This window comes from Pseudomonas sp. PI1 (assembly GCF_000812405.1).
Classification (GTDB): Bacteria; Pseudomonadota; Gammaproteobacteria; order Pseudomonadales; family Pseudomonadaceae; genus Pseudomonas; species Pseudomonas citronellolis.
In genome coordinates this window covers 62,179-79,583 of record NZ_JWMC01000042.1, presented here as the reverse complement: position 1 = coordinate 79,583, position 17,405 = coordinate 62,179, and the positions used below count along the sequence as shown (strand labels likewise).

Here is a 17,405-nt window from a genome sequence, read left to right as displayed (position 1 = left end):
GCTTCGGCCTGGCCGGTCTTTACGTTGGTTAACCGGTACTGCGACCCCGCACGGTCCGCCGCCCTTCCCGGGCGGGCGGCTCCTTCCTCCGAAACAGGAGCAACGGAAATGCCTAAACACCCTCTGTTCGTTGTGCGTGCCTTGCTGTCCTCCCTCCCCTTCGCCTCCATCCCGGAGGTGCGTCATGCCTGATCGCAAGCTGGTACCGCTGCAATCCCAGGCCTTCGATGGCGTGCTGTATGTCGACCTTTCCGCCCCTGCGGAGCATCTCTACGACGTGGCCGAGCGCCGGCTGAACGCGCTGGAGGACCTGCTGCGGGTGCTGGAGGTGCATGAAGGCCACGATGTGCTGGTCCATGAAACGGCGCGGGTCGCCTCCGCCCTGGTGCCGCTGGTGGGCGAGGCCCGGCAGTTGTATGAGCTGGCGCGCAAGCGCGCACTGGCCCCCGCCAACGCGTAACCCCGTTCCACTGCCTGACCAGGCCGGCGCCCGTGCGAACGGGGCCGGCCTTTTTCGTGCGGGCTCAGTCGCGGTCGGGCGCGCCCAGCGGGAACAGCGGGCGGTAGGGCCGGGCCTCGTCCACCGCCCTGGCGAACGAGGGGCGCGCCAGCAGGCGGGCGCGGTAGGCGCGCAGGGTCGGGTAGGTCTCGCCGATGGGATGCGTCCAGTCGGCGTAGAACAGCGCGGGCGCGGCCGCGCAGTCGGCCAAGGTGAAGGCTTCGCCCGCGGCCCAGGTGCGGCCCGGCAGTTGGCCTTCCAGCCAGGCATAGGCGCGTTCGAGCTTTTCCACCGCGTCGGCCAGGGCTTCCTGGCGCTTGGTCGCATCGCCCGTCAGCGCGCCACCCACGGCGTGTTGCACCGGCGTCATCACGTGCAGGTCGAAGAAGCGGTCGAGAAAGCGCACGTCCAGCGCCGCCAGCGGGTCGTCCGGCAGCCAGCGCACGGGGCCGCCGTGGGTGAGTTGCAGGTATTCGATGATGATGCTGCTCTCGGCAAGACTGCGCTCGCCGTCCAGCAAGAGCGGGAACTTGCCCAGCGGCCATCGCCGCAACCACTCCTCCGCATATTGCGGCGTGTCGGGGCCGATGCAGCGGAATTCGAAGGGCGTCTGGTTCTCGTACAGCGCCATCAGCACCTTCTGGGTGTACGAGGAAAACGGGTGACCGTAGAGCACGAGCGCCATGGCGGACCGCCTGTTTACCGAGGGGACAGAGGGCAAGTGGTAGCACAGCCCCGCGGCCCGCGCCGCGAATCCGACGGCCGACCGCGTCACCGCCCGGCGGGCGGGTCCTTGCAAGTTTCCGCCCAGCGTATATACGAAACGGTATGGCCCGGCTGCCCCTGGCATGCATCGCCCTGTCGCTGCCGATGATCAGGCGTCATGGATCATCCCCCTTGCTGTCCCGAACGGAGAAGGCGCTTCGCCGCAGACGGTGGAATCCGCCTGAGCCATCGCCCGCCCCGCTACGGCCCGACAGGGAGATCGACCATGCAACAGCAACCGATGAAGGCGCCCTTCTACCCGATCATCTACGTGCGCGGCTACGCCATGAGCCGCGGCGAGATCGACGAGACCACCGCCGACCCCTTCTGCGGCTTCAACCTGGGCTCCACGGTGATGCGCGCGGTGGCCACCGCGGGCGCGCCGCCGCGCAAGTTCGTGTTCGAATCGCCGGTGATCCGCCTGGCCAGCCAGTTCGGCTACGGCGACGTGTACGAGGACGGCTATGACGTCCTCGACCCCAACTGGCTGGCGCAGAAGAACAACAAGCTGGCCGCCCGCTCCATCGTCATCTACCGCTACTACGACCCGGCCTCCACGCTGCTGGGCGTCGGCAAGACGCCGAGCATGGAGCAGTTCGCCCAGGGCCTGAACGAGCTGATCCTGCACCTGCGCGACCTGGCCTTCGCCAACCCGGCCAACGAGTTGGCGAAGAAGGAAGACTTCCGCTGCCACCTGGTGGCGCACTCCATGGGCGGCCTGGTCTGCCGCACCTTCCTGCAGAACCCGGCCTGCGGCTCGCCGGAGGCACGCGCGGCGGTGGACAAGTTCTTCACCTACGCCACGCCGCACAACGGCATCGACGTCGCAGGCCTCAATGTCCCGGCCTTTTCGCTGCCGTTCGACATCGACAACTTCAACCGTGACAAACGCATGCGCGAATACCTGCGCCTGCCCAAGCTGCCGAAGGGCTACGACAAGGTCGACCTGCTGCCCGAAAGCGCCCTGCCCTCCAGCCGCGTGTTCTGCATGGTGGGCACCAACCGCAGCGACTACGAGGTAGCCGCGGGCCTGTCGCGCACCTTCGTCGGCCACGGCAGCGACGGCCTGGTGCGCATCGAGAACGCCACGCTGCACGGCCTGAACGCCGACGGCACGCTCGGCGAGGAATGCGCCAAGGCGTTCGCCTACCGCGCGCACTCCGGCTTCTTCGGCATCGTCAACAGCGAGGAGAGCTTCCAGAACCTGGTGCGCTTCCTGTTCGGCAACGTGCGCGTCGACATCTGGCTGGACATCGATGAGCTGCGCCTGCCCAAGGAAGTGCTCGACGCCGCCAAGGGCGACCCGGTCAACGCGCTCTACCAGATCGAGCTGCTGGCCTCGCCGCGCAGCAAGCCCTGGTACCTGTCGCGGCGTACGGCGGAGGAGGACTCCGCGGCCTGCCTAACCCAGGCGCAGTGGAAGCCGGGCACGCAGTTGTACCTGTCCAGCGTGTTCCTCGCCGAGTTCGGCAAGGTCGACCCCGAACTGCCCGGCCTGGCCTACAGCCTCACCCTCGGCGTGCGGGTGCCGGACTACGAGATCGACAAGCGCTTCTGGCCCAACAGCCACTACGAAGGCAGCTACCTGTACCGCGACACCGTGATCATCCAGCTGGAGCGCCCCACCGACGGCAGCGACCAGTGGACCATCCGCTACGCCTGGCAGAACACCGGGATGAACACCGCGACCATCCCGCTGCAGGCCAAGGAGCTGGACGGCAGCGGCATCCAGGTGCTGCTGCCGATCGACAGCGACGTCCACGGCAACCCCGACGCCGCCGCCATCAAGGGCCAGGTGCGGTTGATGGTCTCGACCTGGAATCCGGAGGGCACCTGGCCCTGAGGCGACCTCCAAGTGGCGCCTGGAGTGGGGACCTCAGGCGGCCGCACAGGGCCGCGCCAGCGGTGGCGCGAAACGGCTGGCCAGCGCCAGCAGCACCAGGCAAACCAGGGACATGCCCACCCAGGCCGGCGCCAGGCTGGCCATGGACTGCCGCGCCAGCCCCGCCAGCAGTGGGAACAGCGCGGCGATCAGGTAGCCCACGCCCTGCACGAAGCCCACCAGAGCACCGGCCTCGGCCGGGCTGGCGGCACGGTCCATGGTCACGATCAGCGACAGCGGGAACAGCGCGCCTATGCCCAACCCCAGGCAGAGTGCGGCCAGCAGGGCCAACTGCTGCGGTGCGCCCACCAGCATCAGCAGGCCGAGCAGCAAGGTGGCAATGGCCAGGTACAGCGCCGGGCGACGGTCCGGCAGGCGCTCGATGAAGGCCGAGACCAGTAGGCCGGCGATCACTTGAGTGAGGGTCAGCCCACCCAGCAGCGCCCCGGCCGCCGCCGGTGACCAGCCCAGTGCCGTGTAGTACGGCGGCAACCAGGCAAGCACCAAGACGTAGGCACCGGTGCCCAGGCCGAAGAACAGCGCCAGCCAGGCGCCGCGCCGAGCGATGCCGGTAAAGACCGGGGCGCTGCTGGCCGGCGTGGTGTGTCCGGTAACACGGGCCCATAGCGGCAGCGCCAGCAACGCCGGCAACGCCCAGAAGGCCAACGCCGGTAATGCGCCCCAGGCTTTCGCCAGCCAGGGCGAGCCGACACTGGCCAGTACCGCGCCCCCCATGATCGCCGTGGAATAGGCCCCCATGGCGCTCCCGCTGCGAGCGCCGAAGCACTGCCGCACGAAGACCGGCAGCAGTGCCTGGCAGACGGCGATGCCAAGCCCGGCCAGCAGCGCCCCGCCGAGCAGCCCCGACGCCCCCGGATACAAGCGCAAGGCACAGGCCAGGGCCACCAGCAGCAGGCCCAGTGCGACACCCAGGCGCACGCCGAACAAGCGCAGCAACTGCCCAGCGAACAAGGCGCCCAGGCCCATCAGCAGCACCGGCAGGCTGGTCAGCAGGCTGGCCAGACCGTCCCCCAGGCCGGCACCGGTTTGCAAGGCATCGAGCAATGGGCCGATGGAGGCCAGCGCCGGGCGCAGGTTGAGGCCCACCAGCACGATGGCCGACAGGTGCCAGAGGGAAACGAGTGAACGCGACATGGGGAGAATCCTCCTGTGGGGCGCCTTTCCCCTTGCGTCGGGAAGCGGCACGGGCAAATATCTCTACATCAAGACACATTCAATCTATCTCTACATCAAGATAAAAAGGAAGCCCCCATGGACAGAGCCGCCTTCGCCGCCGAACAATGGCGCCAGCAGTTGCCCGGGCTCGACACCTCCGGCATGGTGGTTCTCGGCCGCCTGGCCGAAGCCGCGCAGCTGATCGCCCGCGACCACCTCAACCCGTTGTTCGCCCGTTTCGGCCTGCAGCCCGGCGAATTCGACGTGCTCGCCACCCTGCGCCGCAGCGGCCCACCCTACCGCCTAACACCCACCACCCTGTACGAGGCGGCGATGATCTCCTCCGGCAGCATGACCAACCGCCTGGACCGCCTGGAGAAGGCCGGCCTGGTGCAGCGCCTGCCCAACCCCGAGGACGGCCGCGGCACCCTGGTGGGCCTGAGCGAGGCGGGTTTGACGCTGATCGACGAGGCCGTGAACGCCCACGTGGCCAACCAGCGTCGCGTGCTGGCTGGGCTCGATGCGGCCGAGCAAGTGCAACTCGCCGGACTGCTGGAGAAACTGCTGGCCACGCTGCCGGACGACGACCACTGAGCTGGCCGGCTGCACAAATCTTCCAGACGCCGCCCACCCGCGCGGTATGCTGAACGACTCGCGGGCGCGGCGGAGGCGCGGCATGCACAGCGACAACTGGATCGACCTGGCGCAGGATGCCGACACCGGCATCGAGACGCTGCGCGCCCATTTCAAGGGCCATGCCTACGATCCGCACTGGCACGACGCCTACCTGATCGGCTTCACCGAAACCGGCGTGCAGCAGTTCCGCTGCCGCCAGGCGCGCAACGTCAGCACGCCGGGCAAGGTGTTCTTCCTCGAACCCGGGGAGATCCACGATGGCGACGCGCCCACCGCCGGCGGCTTCACCTACCGCATGCTCTACCTCGACCCGCAGTGGCTGGAGCGCGAGGTGGGCGCGCTGTTCGAGGAGGCCCCGGCCGATTGCCAGCTGAGCGTGCCCCAGGTGCTGTTCGACGACGCGCGCATGGCCGCCTCCATCGACGCCGCCTTCCAGGCCGTGCACGGCCAGGACCTGCGCATCGTGCGCCAGGCAGCCCTCGACGAATTGCTCGGCGGCCTCACCCAGCGCCTGCACTGGCGCAAGCGCATCGACGACCACCCGCGCCTGCCGCTGGTGGCCCTGCGCGCCCGGGACTACCTGCACGCCAACCTGATGCAGGACATCGACCTCGACGACCTGGCCCGCGCCGCCGGCTGCGACCGCTTCCGCCTCAGCCGCGCGTTCAAGGAGGCCTTCGGCCTGCCGCCGCACGCCTATCTGATCCAGCTGCGCCTGGCCCGCGCGCGCCAGTTGCTGGGCCGCGGCCTGGCCCCGGCGCAGGTCGCGGCCGACCTCGGTTTCGCCGACCAGAGCCATCTGGGGCGCTGGTTCCGCCGCGCCTATGGCGTTACCCCGGCGTACTACCGGCAGCGCTGCTCAAAGCTTCCAGACTGACGCCCGGGCCGCGGCGAGGATAGCGGCTCCACGTCCCACGGAGCCCCCGCCATGATCCAGGCCCTGCAGCAATGGCTGCCCTTCCTGCTGTTCGCTTTCGTCGCCGCCATCACCCCCGGGCCGACCAACCTGCTGATCTTCAGCAACAGCGCCCGCCACGGCTGGAGCGCGGCGCTGCCCATCGTCTTCGGCGGCTGCGGCGGCGCGGCGCTGGTGGTGCTGGCGGTGGGCAGCGGCCTGGGCGAGTTGCTCGCCGGGCGGCCGCAGGTGCAGGGCATCATGGCCGCCGCCGGGGTGCTGTGGCTGACCTGGCTGGCCTGGCAGATCTGGAGCAGCCCGCCGCCTGGGCTGGAAGATGCCGCTCCGGCGCGGCGCGTTGGCCTGCTGGATGCGGCGCTGCTGCAGTTGGTGAACCCGAAGAACTGGACGGTGGCCCTGGCGGTGATCGGCGTCTATGCCGGCCAGGGCGACGACCGCCTGTTGCGCATCCAGTTGATGTCGCTGTTGTTCTTCATGGTCGGCGTGCCGTGCCTGAGCGCCTGGGCGGGGCTCGGCGCCGGTAGTGCGCGGTTGTTGCGCTCGCCGCGGGCGCTGCAGCGGTTGAATCGGGGGTTGGCGGTGCTTCTGGTGCTGTCGGCGTGGGCGGGGGTTTTGTAGAAGGGGTGGAGCGGAGCGTTCGATCCATCCCGGAAAGATGCCGCCCCTGAACAGACAGGCTTCGAGACGAGTGGTTTTATAAAAATAAAACCCACCAAGTTATACTTCTGTAAAACCCCAACAGGAGGCATGTCCATGACCACGCTTGCCCTGCGCAAATCCGGGGGGTCCCTGATCATTTCGGTTCCCTCGGCCTTCGTCGCCCAGAACAAACTGCACGCTGGCAGTCAGGTTGAGTGCAACATCGTTGAGGGAGCCCTGGTGATCAAGCCGATGACGCGCCCGAGCCTGGCCCAACTGATCGCCGAAACGCCCAAAGACTCGCTCGCCCCGGACTGGGACAGCATGCCGGCCGTAGGCGCGGAACAATGGTGAGGCGTCCGCCGAGCGTTCCCGACCGCGGTGAGATCTGGCACTTGCAGTTCGATCCCTCGACGGGCCGTGAAATGATCGGCGACCACTTTTGCCTGGTCCTGTCGAAACGCGAATTCAATGAAATGGGCCTGGCCCTGGTCTGCCCCATCTCGCAAGGCGCATCCAATGTGGCGCGCAACCAGGGCTTCCTTGTCACCCTGATGGGCGAAGGCACCGATACCCAGGGCAATGTCCACAGCCACCAGGTGCGGACGCTGGACTGGAGGGCGCGCCGAGCCGCATTCAAGGAAAAGGCCCCCGATTCCGTAACCAACTACGTGCTTTCGCTGGTCGGGGCGATCCTGGAGTAGTCCCCGGCTCCAGTAGGCACGCTGCGCGAAAGGTGCTGACCTGCCGACACTCTCGACGTGGGCGGGGGTTGAGCGCGGCCTGCGGTTTGTGGCCTGAAGAGCCCTTTCCCTTCAGGGAGAGGGCTGGGGTGAGGGGAAAGCCCGAGCTCCAATGTCATTCCCATTGTAGGAGCGCGCCCTGCGCGCGAATCGCGGGCAGGGCCCGCTCCTACAGGTGTGGGGGAGTGCTGTGCCTCGCGGAGAGCGTAGGGGGAATGGAATCGAGCGAGCAGGCCTGTGGCCCCCTCACCCTAACCCTCTCCCGGAGGGAGAGGGGACCGTTCGGCGTGCGCGGGTGTTTCGGCGTTAGCCGGCAACTACGGGATTCCCAACTGACTCCATCTCCCTTCTCGGCACGGACTAGCCCCCTCTCCCTCCGGGAGAGGGCTGGGGTGAGGGGAAAGCCCGAGCGCCGATGTCACCCATGCAGCCACCTACCAGCGATAGCGCAGCAGCCGTCCGATACGGCCCAGGGTGGGCCAGCGCTGCATCAGTTGCACGAAGGCGCGGGACGACCAGGCCATCCGCCGGCATTCCTCGGGGGTGTAGGTGAGGCGCTCCTCGACCAGCTGCAGCCCCGGCACCAACGCTTCCAGCTCCTTGGGCTCGTCCAATGCCCAGTGCACCTGGGCGCCGCGTGCCCAGAAGGGCAGGAACAGCCCCAGCATGCGGATGCCGAAGCGGTTGTAGCCGTCGAAGATCAGCTCGCCGTGGGGGAAACGCGCCAGCAGGCCGCGCAGCAGCGCGCTCACCTCCGCTTCGCGCAGGTAGGGCATCAGGCCTTCGGCGACGATCAGCAGCGGGCGGCCGGTGGGCAGCGCGTCGAGCCAGGACGGGTCGCCCATGGCGCCGGGCAGCAGGGTGCAGCCTTCGCGTGCCGGGTATACCTCGCTGCGCAGCGCCAGCACGTCCGGGTAGTCCACTTCGAACCAGGCCACGCTGGGCGGCGGGTCCAGGCGGAACACCCGGCTGTCCAGGCCGCAACCCAGGTGCGCCACGCAGGCGTCGGGGTGGGCGGCGAGGAATTCGGCGGCCCAGCGGTCGAGCTTCCAGGCGCGCAGGGCGATGCCGACGTAGCTGCTGCGGCCCAGGCGGAAGCGCGCGAAATCGTAGTCCAGGCGCGCCAGCGCGGCGGCCGCGAAGCGGTCCTGCAGCAGCGAATCGGGCAGGCGGCTTTCCATGGCCTTGGCGTAGAAGGTGATCAGCAGGGTTTCCTTGACCCCGCCGAGCTGGATGCGTGGCATGGGCGGCTCCCGGGGCGGACGACGGCACCGCCCTCCCCCGCAAGCCTAGGACCGCTTCCGCCGATGCCGCAAGCGCAGCGGCGGCGCCGGCTCAGCGCAATTGCAGGCGAGCCCAGTCCCGCGGGGCGATCTCGCCGGCCAGTTGCAGGCCGCCGCGGGCGTCGCTGAACAGCACCAGCGAGGTGCCGTAGCCGGGGGTTTCCAGGTCCCGGTGGCTGAGCGCCTGGGCCAGTTGCTCCATGCATTCGCTGTGGGTGACCAGGATCAGGTTGCGGTGGCTGGCCTTGTGTTCCAGCACGTGGTTGAGCAGGTTGCCGGTGCAGTCGGCGACCCAGGCCTGGCCCAGGGTGCCGTCGCCGAACATCAGGCTGGCGGTCTGCAGGGTGCGCGCCAGCGGGCTGGCGTAGACGTCGGCATTGCCCAGGCCGAAGCGGCTGCGGTAGTCGTCGCCCAGGGCCGTGGCCAGTTCCCCGCCGCGCACCGTGATGCCGTCCTCGGCGCCCAGGCAGGGGGCGTCGGAACGGTCGCAGCGCTCGGCGTGGCGCACCAGCACCACCACCTCGCCCAGGCGCCAGTGGCGGGCCAGGTCGTCCTCGCCCGGCAGCGGCGGGCGCTGCGCCGCGACGCTGGCCGCGCCGCACAGGGCCACGGCCAGCAGGCCGAGCAGCCCGCAGGCCAGGGCCATTACCCGTCCGGATGGACGCCGCCAGGTTTCCGGAATCTGCCTCACTTCGCCACAGGCCTCGCGCTCGATGGTTCGGAACGCACCCGGCACGCTGCCGGATGCTGGCCGCCATCCTGCACGGGCGAAGGTGAAAACTCCGCGAGGCGAATGTGAGGATTTCGTTGAGCGCCGGCCGCCGCTCGGGAGGCCGACGACCCGCAGGGCCAGGGCCGTCGGCGGGCCCTGGCCGGGCGGGGGTCAGTCGCTGATGCCCTGGATGTCGTTGAAGGTGGACAGCAGGGTGTTCAGCGAGTCCAGGCTGCGGTCCTTGTCCGGGGACTTGGCGTGCAGTTCCCGCACCGCGCCTTCGACCGCCGCGTTGGCGGCCTTCCAGTCCTCCGGGCTCTTGCGCTTGAGCTCGGCGGCGGCGGCGCGCCACTTGGTCTGCAGGGCGTCGACCTTGGCTCGGGCGGTGGCGAAGTCGTCGGCGCCCACCGCGTCGAGCGACTCCTCGGCCAGGCGGCCGTATTCGCTGAGGTCGCCCAGCGGGCCCTGCTGGTCGTCGGCCTCCATGCCGCTGGGCGGTGCGGCGTCCTCGGCCCAGGCCGGGTTGTGTGCGACCGGAACAACAGCAACCAGCAGCGCCGCCAGCGCTGCCGCCAATACCGTCCGCGAGGAAGAACTCATCGTCTGGCTCCTTAGGCTGGCCAATGTAGCTTCGAGGAGTGTAGAGGCTGGACGGTCAAATTTGCAGCCACCGGGCATGGCCTCGGTAAACCGGGAACGCCATCGAGAAAACCCTCATCAAGGAATTTCCCTACAGCACATAACGCTCAGCTCCCACGAGCCGGATCGATAGTCTTCCCGCCGTCATGGCGTTTGCCATGACAGGGTGTCGCAACCCAAAGGTCCTTCAGCACAGCAGCAGCATTCAAAGCAAAGGCGCTACCTGCGCCTAGCGTTTGCCTTGGTCATGGCTGGCCGTGCAGGGCAGGCTTCCGCCTGGCCGGATTCTCCTTGGACCTCCGGTTTGCGACCCCTGCACGGCTCGCCGCCCTCCGTGTCGCAACGGAAGCGGCGGGTTCCATCCGGTCCAAGGAGCGTAAGGAAATGCACCAGTTCCCTTCCAAGCCCGCGCCCCTCCGCGCGAAGAACGCCCGCCCGGGCATTCAAGAGCCTTTCAGGATTCGTGAATTCAAACCCCTTCCGGAAAGCTCGCAGGCCTTCTCCGAAGTGCTTTACATCGACACGCTGGCTCCCTCGACGCAGTTGCTCGACACCGCCCTGCAGCGCCTGCGGGCGCTCGGCGGCGTGCTCGATCTGCTGGAGGAGCACCCCGCCGCCAGTGCCTCGCAGTGGGACCTGGCGCGCTGGAGCGCGACGTTGCGCATGCTCCACGCCGACACCCAGGCACTGCTCGAGGCTGCGCACCAGCGCACCCACGAGGAGCGCCCGGAGTAACCGGCCCCCGCCGCGCCCGCCTCAGCGGCTGGTCTGCAGGCGGCGGCGCGCGGCGTGGCGTTCCAGGGCCAGGTCGATCAGCCGGCTGACCAGTTCGCTGTAGCTCATGCCAGCGGCCTGCCAGAGCTTGGGGTACATGCTGATGCGGGTGAAGCCGGGCAGCGAGTTGAGTTCGTTGATCAACACCTCGCCATCACCGGTGAGGAACACGTCGACCCGCGCCAGGCCCGAGCAGCCCAGCACCTGGAAGGCTTCCACGGCGAGCTGGCGGATGCGTTCGCAGGCCGCGGCATCGATGTCCGCCGGCACCACCACACGGGCGGCGTCTTCGTCGATGTACTTGCTGTCGTAGGAGTAGAAGCCGCCGCGCACCACGATCTCGCCACAGCCGCTGGCGATGGGCTCGTCGTTGCCGAGCACTGCGCATTCGATCTCGCGGCCGTTCACCGCGGCCTCCACCAGCACCTTGTCGTCGAAGGCCAGGGCCTGTTGCACGGCGGCGACGTAGCCGGCCTCGTCCTCGACCTTGCTGACACCCACCGAGGAACCCAGGTTGGCCGGCTTGACGAACAGCGGCAGGCCCAGTTGGCGCTGCGCCTCGGCGAAGGACGTGCGCGCGGCGTTGGCGCGGGTCAGGGTGATGAAGGGGGTGATGGCGATGCCGGCGTCGCGCAGCAGGCGCTTGCTCACGTCCTTGTCCATGCAGATGGCCGAGCCGAGCACGTCGGCGCCGACGAAGGGGATGTCGGCCATGCGCAGCAGGCCCTGCAGGCAGCCGTCCTCGCCCTGGGTGCCATGGACGATGGGGAAGATCACGTCGACGTGGTCGAGCAGTTGGCGACTGCCGGTTTCCACCAACTGCCGCTCGGCCTTGCCAGGCACCACGGCCAGCTCGCGGTTGGAGCGGTTGAGCGCGATCAGCGCCGGGTTCTCCTGGTTGAGCAGGTAGTCGGAGGCGTCGTTCAGGTGCCAGCGGCCGTCCTTGTCGATGCCGATCAACACCGGCTCGAACCGCGAGCGGTCCAGGGCATCGACTATGTTCTTCGCCGACTGCAACGACACCTCGTGCTCCGCCGAACGCCCACCGAAAATCACCCCGACACGCAACTTGCCCATGACTGCCTCCAGCTTGCTGATGGGCGCTTCTTATCATGGTGGGGGGGATTTTTACAGGAGCGGTGGTCGGGTGAGAGAGCTTGCGGAGGGTGCCTACCGGGTACCTGGGTGCTCGGGCTTGGCTCCGCCCCCTCTCCCTAACCCTCTCCCTGAAGGGAGAGGGGACCGTTTGGAGTGCGTGGGTATTCCTGAGTCAGCCGGCAGCACCGAAGGTTTCCGGCTGGAACCATTCCTCCTCTCGGCACGGACAAGCCCCCTCTCCCTTCAGGGCGGGGCGCGCAGCCGAGGGCTGGGGAGAGGGCGCTCTTGAACACAGCACCTACGCCGCCGGCAAACACCATTCGCGAGCAAACTCGCTTACGAAAAGCTGAAAGCTGAAAGCTGAAAGCCAGAAAGCCAGAAAGCCAAAAGCACGGACAGCCGGAAAAGCCGAAAGCCAGCCCAGCCTCAAACCACCGCCAGGTGCATCTTGCGCCTTGGCGGCGGGAAAGCCGCATCCAGCTTCGCCAGGTCCTCCCCATCCAGCCGCAACTGCAGCGCCGCCGCATTGTCGCGGACATGCACAGCCTCCACCGCCTTGGGAATGGCGATCACCCCTTCCTGGCGGATCAACCACGCCAGAGCCACCCGCGCCGGTGTCGCGCCGTGGCGTTCGGCCACTTCGCGCAGGGTGGCGTTGCGCAGCAGGCGGCCGCCCTGGCCCACCGGGCAGTAGGCCATCAGCGGCATGCGCTGTTCCTGGCACCAGGGCAGCAGGTCCCATTCGATGCCGCGTTCTTCCAGGCTGTATTGCACCTGGTTGGTGGCGCAGTGCAGGGCGCCCAGTTCCCGCATGTCGTCGAGGTCGAAGTTGGAGACGCCCCAGCGGCGGATCTTGCCGTCCTGGCGCAGGCGCTCGAAGGCCTCGACGGTTTCCTCCAGTGGGTACTGGCCGCGCCAGTGCAGCAGGTAGAGGTCCAGGCAGTCGGTGCCCAGGCGCTTCAGGCTGCGCTCGCAGGCCGCCGGCACGCCGCGGGCGCTGGCGTTGTGCGGGTAGACCTTGCTGACCAGGAAGACCTGCTCGCGCAGGCCACGGATGGCTTCGCCGACCACCTCTTCCGAGCCGCCCTCGCCGTACATCTCGGCGGTGTCGATCAGCGTCAGGCCCAGCTCGATGCCTTCGCGCAGGGCCGCCACCTCGCGCTTGCGCGCCGCCCTGTCCTCGCCCAGCCGCCAGGTGCCCTGGCCGATGGCCGCAACCCGCGCGCCATCGGCGAATACCACCTCTTTCATGCCTTGCTCCTTCTTCGTTCAATGCCAGGGGTCGTAGGTGCCGAAGCTCCACACGTGGCCCTCGGGGTCGCGGCAGGTGAAGCCCTGGCCGCCGTAGTCCTCGTCGCGGATGTCGATGACCATCCGCGCGCCGGCGTCCAGCGCGCGGCGGTACAGGGCCTCGGCGTCGGGCACCAGCAGGTACAGGCTCTGGGTGCAGCCGCCGACGTCCTCGGGCCGGCGCATCAGCCGGCCGTACTCGTTGTCCACCGCCGAGCCCAGCATCAGCATGCCGCTGCCGTCGGGCAGGCACAGCTGGGCATGGGCCACGCCGCCTTCGCCGTCGTCCACCACCAGTTGGCGGACGAAGCCGAAGGTGTCGCACAACCATTGGATGGCCGCCGGCGCGTCGCGGTAGCGCAGGCAGGGGATCAGGCGGGGATGGCTGGCCATGGCGGTCTCCTCGTGGCGCTGGGGCCCACACAGCATAGACCGCGCCCCGTCACAGGCGCAGGCGCCAGCGGCCGTTGCGGACCAGGCGCAGCACGCCCAGCGGTTCGACGTCGATGGCGTTGAACGCCGCCGCATCGGCCCGCAGCACGTGCAGCGCGGCGGCGCGCAGCACCGCGGGATGGCTGACGACGATGAAGTGGCCGTCCTCGTCGAAGGCATCGAGCCAGGCGCCCACGCGCTCGCACAACTGCACCTGGGATTCGCCGCCGTGGGGCGCGGCGGCGGGGTCCGTCAGCCAGGCGGCCAGGTCCTGCGCTGCCGTGGCCTGAAGGGCCTCCAGGCTTTGCCCGCGCCAGGCGCCGTAGTCGCAGTCGCGCAGGGCTTCCACCAACTGCGGCTCGGCGCCCCAGGCGGCGGCGGTCTGCCGGGCGCGCAGCTCGGGGGCGCAGAGCACCCGGCGCGGCGCCTTGAGCCCGGCGCGACGCTCGGCCAGGCGTTCGTCCTGGCCCGGCTCCAATGGCTCGTCGGCCTGGGCGAAGCAGCCCTGGCGCTGGGCGGCGGTGCGCCCGTGGCAGACGAAGCTCAGGCGGCTCGGCATCGAATTCTCTCCCATTCGCAGGCGCCGGGGTTTACACTGCCCGACGCTCTCGTAGCACTTTGTTACTTGGAAGGAAGCCGGTGAAAACCCGGCACGGTCGCGCCACTGTATTCGGTCCCGGCACCGAGAGTCAGACCCTTCCCCACAAAACGAACCGCCAACCGTTTCAGGACGCGCAATCCTAGGAGGTTTCCATGGCTCATTCAGCCACCCACGCCGATACCGGCACATCGCTCCCCGTCATCCCGCTTTCCGAGCTGCTGCCCTGGGCCATCTTCGGCGGCCTGCTGCTGCTCCTGGCGCTGTACTTCGTCGGCGCCGAACAGGGCGCCACCTCGATGTTCAAGGGCATGTACGTGCACGAATTCGTCCACGACGGCCGCCACCTGCTGGGCTTCCCCTGCCACTGACCCGGGGACTCCCTGACATGACTGGAAAACTCCTGCTGCGCGGGATGCTCGTCGGCGTCCTGGCGGGCCTGATCGTCTTCGCGTTCGCCTTCGTCTTCGGCGAGCCCCAGGTGGACCGCGCCATCGCCTTCGAAGAACAGATGTCGGCCCTGCACGAGGCCGAGGAAGCCACCAGCGGCGGCGCCGCCCACGACCACGAGGAAGAGCTGGTCAGCCGCGAGGTCCAGGCCAGCTTCGGCCTGCTCACCGGCGTGGTGGTCTACGGCGCCGCCATGGGCGGGCTGTTCGCCCTGGTGTTCGCCTACGGCCTGGGCCGCACCGGGCGCCTGAGCCCGCGCGCGCTGAGCGCCCTGCTGGCCCTGGCGGCCTTCGTCACCCTGTACCTGGTGCCAAGCCTGAAATACCCGGCCAACCCGCCGTCGGTGGGCGACCCGGAGAGCATCCGCCAGCGCACCGCGCTGTTCTTCCTGATGATCGCGCTGTCCATCGCCGCGGCCGTCATCTCGCTGAACCTGGGCCGCCGCCTGCTCGCCGAGCACGGCGCCTGGACCGGCGCCGTCGCCGGCATCGCCGTGTACCTGGGTATCTGCGCCGTCGCCGGCCTGCTGTTCCCGGCCGTGCGCGAAGTGCCGGCGGACTTCCCGGCCGACCTGCTGTGGCAGTTCCGCCTGGTGTCCCTGGGCATCCAGGCGATCCTCTGGAGCACCGTCGGGCTGGTGTTCGGCTGGTGGATCGAATCCCGGCCGCTGAGTCAATCGCTCATAGGAAAGGCCTGACCGCCTCCGGCCAGCCATTTTCCGCCGCGGGTCCCGTCATCGGGACCCGCTTTCCTACCCCGCCATCTCCCCGCTTTTTCCAGACACCCTCCCCCATCGGCACTGTAGACAAAGCCGTCGATTCTTGAGGCCTGCAAGGCCTACATCGACCTACAAAAAACACCTTCTCGATCTGGCGAATAAGCCTACGAACCCAGCAGCAGTTTCAGATAGTTCAACTTGGTCATTCCTGGGGAAAATTTCCGCAATTCCCTTAGCGAGGCCAAGACCATGCCGCATCACAAGCTCAAGTACGTCCTAGCCACCGCCTTCGCCCTGCCCCTGAGCCAGGCCGCGGCGGACATCAAGGGCCAGGTGGGTGTCGTCCTGGAGGTTTCCAAAGGCTGCCAGGTGACCCAGGGCAGCGCCTCCAGCGAAGGCATCCTCAACTTCGGTACGCTCAACTTCCCCCGGACCAGCCCGACCTGGACCCGCGCGCTCAAGGCACGCCTGGCCGGCCCGGACGGCAACAGCCTTCAGGTCACCTGCGACCCGGTCACCACTTTCTTCAATGTCATCATCGACGGCGGCCTGCGCGGTGACCGCTCACTGCTCAACGGCAGCGGCACCGACACGGTCAGCTACTTGCTGTACCGGGACTCCGCCGGCAAGAGCCCCTATGTCATCAACAGAGGGGCAACCTTCAGGGTTCCCGCCGACGGCAAGGCCGTGGATGTGCCGATCTACGGCACCATCGCACCGAACGCCAACGCCAAGGGCAGCGGCGTCTACAGGGACACGCTGACCCTCACCCTGGAATTCTGAGGCCGCTGCCGCAATCGCCCAGGGCGAAACCGGCCGGTCCTTCCCCGCCATGACGCTTCCTCACCTGCTGCCTCGCGCCGCGGCGACCGGGCTGGCCCTGCTGCTAGCCAGCCTGCTGCAGGCGCCGGGCAGCGATGCCGCCACCCGGGCCGGCTTCCGCGTCTCCGCCAGCGTTACCCAGGGCTGCCTGGTCAACCATGCGCCGCCCGGCAACGGCGGCAACCTGGGCAACCTCGGCCGCTTGGACTTCGGCCGCCATCCGGCCACTTCCACGGCCAGGATCGGCGCCCAGCTGACGCCCAATGGCGCCATCACCCTCGCCTGCACCCCCGGCATCGCCCTGCGTATGACGGTCGATGGCGGCCAGCACGCCACCGGTGGCCTGCGCCACCTTGGCGCGGGCAACGCGCGGCTGGCCTATCGCCTGTACGCCGATGCCGGCCTCAGCCGGGAAATCCCCATCGGCGGCAACCTGAGCATCGACTACGGCAACCCCGACGACATCCGCCTGCCGATCCATGCCGCCCTCCAGTTGCCCGGCAACCAGTCCGCCGGGCGTTACCAGGACCGGCTCACCGTGACCCTGTCATGGTGAGCGCGCCAGGAGCCCCGTGATGCCCTTGCCCGATACCCGCCTGCGCTTCGTCGCGGCCCTGCTCGCCGCCCTCGCCCTGCCGGCCGCCACAGCCCGCGCCGCCAGCTCGATCCTGATCTGGCCGATCGACCCGGTGCTGGAACACGACCAGCGGGCCAGCGCGCTCTGGCTGGAAAACCGCGGCGCCCAGCCGGCCCAGTTGCAACTGCGCATCTTCGCCTGGAGCCAGGCCGGCGGCGAGGAGCACTTCCAGGCGCAGCGCGAGGTGGTCGGCAGCCCGCCGATGCTGCGCATCCCGGCGGGGGCCAGGCAACTGGTGCGCCTCACCCGCCTGGCGCCGACCGCCCCCGGCAGCGAGCGCGCCTACCGCATCGTCATCGACGAGATTCCCGCGCCGCAGGCCCAGCAGCCAGCGGCCGAGGGCAGCGACATCCGCTTCCAGCTGCGCTATTCGGTACCGCTGTTCCTCTACGGCGACGGGCTCGGCGCGAAGGACGCGACGGCCGCGACGGCCGCGCGGCTGGACTGGCGCCTGGTCGACGAAGGCGGCCGCACCTACCTGGAGGTGCGCAACCGCGGCGCAGTGCATGTCCGCCTGACGCGGGCGGCCATCGAACAGGGCGACGATACCCTGCCGGTGGGCGACGACCTGCTCGGCTACGTGCTGGCCGGCAGCGCCATGCGCTGGCCAATGCCGCGCAAGCCCGCCAGCGGCGGGCGCCTGTGGGCCGAGATCAATGGCGTGCGCGGCGAGATTCCCGCCGCGGCGCCCTGAAG

22 protein-coding genes are annotated in these 17,405 nt (G+C 68.9%); 13 read left to right on the top strand and 9 right to left on the bottom strand.

Annotated features, from left to right (window positions below; translation table 11 throughout):
* Positions 1 to 184: 184 nt before the first annotated feature.
* Complete coding sequence (locus RN02_RS14715) at positions 185 to 460, top strand: hypothetical protein (RefSeq protein WP_043267059.1); 276 nt, start codon at positions 185 to 187, stop codon at positions 458 to 460.
* 64 nt (positions 461 to 524) lie between these two features.
* On the opposite strand, the gene RN02_RS14710 is transcribed toward RN02_RS14715, so the two are convergent.
* Positions 525 to 1,184, bottom strand: a complete 660-nt coding sequence (locus RN02_RS14710; RefSeq protein WP_043315090.1) for a glutathione S-transferase family protein — start codon at positions 1,182 to 1,184, stop codon at positions 525 to 527.
* Positions 1,185 to 1,490: 306 nt separating this feature from the next.
* Between RN02_RS14710 and RN02_RS14705 the strand changes: the two genes are divergently transcribed.
* The gene (locus RN02_RS14705; RefSeq protein WP_177331059.1) at positions 1,491 to 3,107 is read left to right on the top strand and encodes a hypothetical protein; all 1,617 of its coding nucleotides are present in this window, start codon (positions 1,491 to 1,493) and stop codon (positions 3,105 to 3,107) included.
* Positions 3,108 to 3,140: 33 nt separating this feature from the next.
* Here the strand turns inward: RN02_RS14705 and RN02_RS14700 are convergent, their stop codons facing one another.
* Positions 3,141 to 4,301 (bottom strand): MFS transporter, encoded by a 1,161-nt coding sequence (locus tag RN02_RS14700; protein ID WP_043315089.1) that lies wholly within the window; start codon positions 4,299 to 4,301, stop codon positions 3,141 to 3,143.
* 117 nt (positions 4,302 to 4,418) lie between these two features.
* Here RN02_RS14700 and RN02_RS14695 point away from each other — a divergent pair, with 117 nt between their 5' ends.
* From RN02_RS14695 to RN02_RS14675, 5 genes are all read left to right on the top strand, one after another.
* Positions 4,419 to 4,916: a MarR family winged helix-turn-helix transcriptional regulator gene (locus tag RN02_RS14695; RefSeq protein WP_043315088.1), complete on the top strand. Its 498-nt coding sequence runs from the start codon at positions 4,419 to 4,421 to the stop codon at positions 4,914 to 4,916.
* Positions 4,917 to 4,998: 82 nt separating this feature from the next.
* Positions 4,999 to 5,835 (top strand): AraC family transcriptional regulator, encoded by an 837-nt coding sequence (locus RN02_RS14690; RefSeq protein ID WP_043315087.1) that lies wholly within the window; start codon positions 4,999 to 5,001, stop codon positions 5,833 to 5,835.
* 51 nt (positions 5,836 to 5,886) lie between these two features.
* Complete coding sequence (locus RN02_RS14685; protein ID WP_043315086.1) at positions 5,887 to 6,492, top strand: LysE family translocator; 606 nt, start codon at positions 5,887 to 5,889, stop codon at positions 6,490 to 6,492.
* A 135-nt stretch (positions 6,493 to 6,627) separates the two neighbouring features.
* Entirely contained in the window at positions 6,628 to 6,867 is a 240-nt protein-coding gene (locus RN02_RS14680; protein ID WP_043315085.1) for an AbrB/MazE/SpoVT family DNA-binding domain-containing protein, read from the top strand.
* Entirely contained in the window at positions 6,861 to 7,217 is a 357-nt protein-coding gene (locus tag RN02_RS14675) for a type II toxin-antitoxin system PemK/MazF family toxin (RefSeq protein WP_009618988.1), read from the top strand. The genes RN02_RS14680 and RN02_RS14675 overlap by 7 nt, the downstream gene beginning before the upstream one ends.
* Before the next feature lie 473 nt (positions 7,218 to 7,690).
* On the opposite strand, the gene RN02_RS14670 is transcribed toward RN02_RS14675, so the two are convergent.
* From RN02_RS14670 to RN02_RS14660, 3 genes are all read right to left on the bottom strand, one after another.
* The gene (locus RN02_RS14670; protein WP_043315084.1) at positions 7,691 to 8,500 is read right to left on the bottom strand and encodes a class I SAM-dependent methyltransferase; all 810 of its coding nucleotides are present in this window, start codon (positions 8,498 to 8,500) and stop codon (positions 7,691 to 7,693) included.
* Between the two features lie 91 nt (positions 8,501 to 8,591).
* A complete protein-coding gene (locus RN02_RS14665) occupies positions 8,592 to 9,185 on the bottom strand; it encodes a histidine phosphatase family protein (protein WP_052267741.1) in 594 nt (197 codons plus the stop codon).
* Positions 9,186 to 9,422: 237 nt separating this feature from the next.
* Positions 9,423 to 9,851, bottom strand: coding sequence for a hypothetical protein (locus RN02_RS14660; protein ID WP_141766024.1), 429 nt, complete (start codon positions 9,849 to 9,851; stop codon positions 9,423 to 9,425).
* Positions 9,852 to 10,274: 423 nt separating this feature from the next.
* Between RN02_RS14660 and RN02_RS14655 the strand changes: the two genes are divergently transcribed.
* A complete protein-coding gene (locus RN02_RS14655) occupies positions 10,275 to 10,625 on the top strand; it encodes a hypothetical protein (RefSeq protein ID WP_009618984.1) in 351 nt (116 codons plus the stop codon).
* Between the two features lie 21 nt (positions 10,626 to 10,646).
* Here the strand turns inward: RN02_RS14655 and ddlA are convergent, their stop codons facing one another.
* From ddlA to RN02_RS14635, 4 genes are all read right to left on the bottom strand, one after another.
* Entirely contained in the window at positions 10,647 to 11,741 is a 1,095-nt protein-coding gene (ddlA, locus tag RN02_RS14650; RefSeq protein WP_043315083.1) for a D-alanine--D-alanine ligase, read from the bottom strand.
* 447 nt (positions 11,742 to 12,188) lie between these two features.
* Positions 12,189 to 13,013, bottom strand: a complete 825-nt coding sequence (locus RN02_RS14645; protein ID WP_009618982.1) for an aldo/keto reductase — start codon at positions 13,011 to 13,013, stop codon at positions 12,189 to 12,191.
* 18 nt (positions 13,014 to 13,031) lie between these two features.
* Positions 13,032 to 13,445, bottom strand: a complete 414-nt coding sequence (locus tag RN02_RS14640) for a VOC family protein (protein WP_009618981.1) — start codon at positions 13,443 to 13,445, stop codon at positions 13,032 to 13,034.
* A gap of 49 nt (positions 13,446 to 13,494) precedes the next feature.
* The gene (locus tag RN02_RS14635) at positions 13,495 to 14,043 is read right to left on the bottom strand and encodes a histidine phosphatase family protein (protein WP_043315082.1); all 549 of its coding nucleotides are present in this window, start codon (positions 14,041 to 14,043) and stop codon (positions 13,495 to 13,497) included.
* Between the two features lie 194 nt (positions 14,044 to 14,237).
* On the opposite strand from RN02_RS14635, the gene RN02_RS14630 reads away from it, so the two are divergent.
* The 5 genes from RN02_RS14630 (at position 14,238) to RN02_RS14610 (ending at position 17,403) form a co-directional block, all read left to right on the top strand.
* Positions 14,238 to 14,453, top strand: coding sequence for a CbtB domain-containing protein (locus tag RN02_RS14630; RefSeq protein ID WP_043267075.1), 216 nt, complete (start codon positions 14,238 to 14,240; stop codon positions 14,451 to 14,453).
* A gap of 17 nt (positions 14,454 to 14,470) precedes the next feature.
* Positions 14,471 to 15,229, top strand: a complete 759-nt coding sequence (locus tag RN02_RS14625; protein ID WP_009618972.1) for a CbtA family protein — start codon at positions 14,471 to 14,473, stop codon at positions 15,227 to 15,229.
* A gap of 270 nt (positions 15,230 to 15,499) precedes the next feature.
* Positions 15,500 to 16,033 (top strand): Csu type fimbrial protein, encoded by a 534-nt coding sequence (locus RN02_RS14620; protein WP_009618970.1) that lies wholly within the window; start codon positions 15,500 to 15,502, stop codon positions 16,031 to 16,033.
* A gap of 49 nt (positions 16,034 to 16,082) precedes the next feature.
* Positions 16,083 to 16,628, top strand: coding sequence for a Csu type fimbrial protein (locus tag RN02_RS14615; protein WP_009618968.1), 546 nt, complete (start codon positions 16,083 to 16,085; stop codon positions 16,626 to 16,628).
* Positions 16,629 to 16,647: 19 nt separating this feature from the next.
* Complete coding sequence (locus RN02_RS14610) at positions 16,648 to 17,403, top strand: fimbrial biogenesis chaperone (protein WP_043315081.1); 756 nt, start codon at positions 16,648 to 16,650, stop codon at positions 17,401 to 17,403.
* The last annotated feature ends 2 nt before the right edge of the window (positions 17,404 to 17,405 follow it).